1 protein-coding gene is annotated in these 1,664 nt (G+C 42.1%); it reads right to left on the bottom strand.

Annotation, left to right across the window (positions count from 1 at the left end; translation table 11 throughout):
* Positions 1-138 precede the first annotated feature (138 nt).
* Positions 139-1,428: a WD40 repeat domain-containing protein gene (locus PX636_RS21445; RefSeq protein ID WP_288118777.1), complete on the bottom strand. Its 1,290-nt coding sequence runs from the start codon at positions 1,426-1,428 to the stop codon at positions 139-141.
* Positions 1,429-1,664 lie beyond the last annotated feature (236 nt).

The raw sequence follows: 1,664 nt of genomic DNA, 5'->3' as shown, positions 1-1,664 counted from the left end.
GCATTATACCAGATACTTCTGGTTTAAGTAGTCGGACATAAGTTTTCGCTGCTGTATAAAGTTTTGTAAATAGGGTAGAAAGCTGTATGCAGCAGCGAAAACCGCCTCTTTTACATTCCTTAACATAGTGTTGTTCATTTATGGCTCTTCTGGTTTCTGTGTGGAAACGAGGTCTATACTGATAGTTTCTTCTTTCAAAATAGTCCTAAAAGTCCTGACCAGTAAGCATTTAACCTTACATAAGCAAAAATTATCACACAAATTTGAGAAGAGCCAACTGTTAACGGCTGCCCTGTCACCGATAAAAGTTTGATAAGCATAACTATTATCAAATCGCCATAATTTAATAGTTTTATCATCACTACCACTAGCAATAATTTGGCTATCGGGACTAATAGCACAGGTATTAACTGCCTCCTCATGACCGATTAAAGTTCGCTGCAATTCTCCTGTATAATAACCCCAGATTCGCAGAGTTTTGTCATTACTAGCACTAACAATAAATCTTTCATTGGCAGCAAAAGCTAATTGTAAAATGACACCATCGTGGCTATCGGGAGCATTTACACGAGCGAAAAAACTACTTTTATACTGCTTAGTGTCTAATTGCCACTGACTAATTCTGCCATCCAATCCACCAGCAATGATCGATTTACCGTTAGGACTTATCGCCAGAGTTTGGAGCGGTTCATTAACTCCCACAAAGGAATAAATTAATTTACCCGTTTCTCGCTGCCAAAGTTTTATGGTTTGATCTTCTCCCGCACTAGCGATAATTTTACCATCAGGACTAACATCGATCGCCCCAATATTTGCCTGATGACCTTTAAGAGTTTGGAAACACTGCCAAGATAAACGCTCTGGCATAGTAATTTCTGTAGAATATAACTGTTGATTTTCCTGAATAGATACTTCTTCTAAAAGTCCCTGTAGTTCTGCCTCTAGATTTTTATATTTTCCCGTAACTTCTTGCCAAAATAAAGCTTCTTCGTACTCTCTAGTAATGCGATCAAAAAATTCTAGATTGCTATAAAAATTATTGTCGGAGTAGGTGGGAGATAACATTTTCATCACTCCGTAGATTCCTAACCCGACTAGGCCGCCAGCGATTGCCATAGAACCGACACCAACACCGAAAGCTGTACCTTTAACTGCGACTCCCACACCCCCAAAGGTAGAGTAGATACCGATTCCGCCAAGGCTTCCTATTCCCAAAGCTAACCCGACATTGTGATCGTTTGTTTCTAGTCCTTGCAGACTGGCATAAATTGCCGAACTTGTCAGGATGCCAATCCCCGTCATTCCCACTAAACCGACGCTTATACCGCCAAATCCGCCGACTAAGCCAATATTTCCCAGACAAGCAGATAAATTGGCTCCTGTGACTCCACCGACGGCGGGAATAACAAAATCGAGCTTTTTAGCCATATTTTTGCGAAATAATCAAGTTAGTCATCGGGTTTCTCCCATAGAGTGTAGCCTAGTTTGTTATCGACGACTGACTCCCCAAAACGGTACTTTTCCCTCCTGCCCCCTGCCGACCGCCTCTTTCAAGTCAGTCCCGATGAAAAAATTTTCACCCCCACAGATGAAAGAGGTTTCCTTCCCTACACCCCACACCCCACACCCCACACCCCACACCCTCTTTCCAGTCAGAGGCAATC

Source organism: Microcystis sp. M53598_WE2 (assembly GCF_030067735.1).
Lineage (GTDB): Bacteria > Cyanobacteriota > Cyanobacteriia > Cyanobacteriales > Microcystaceae > Microcystis > Microcystis aeruginosa.
The sequence above is the reverse complement of the archived record's forward strand: the minus strand, read 5'-3'. Positions and strand labels throughout refer to the sequence as shown.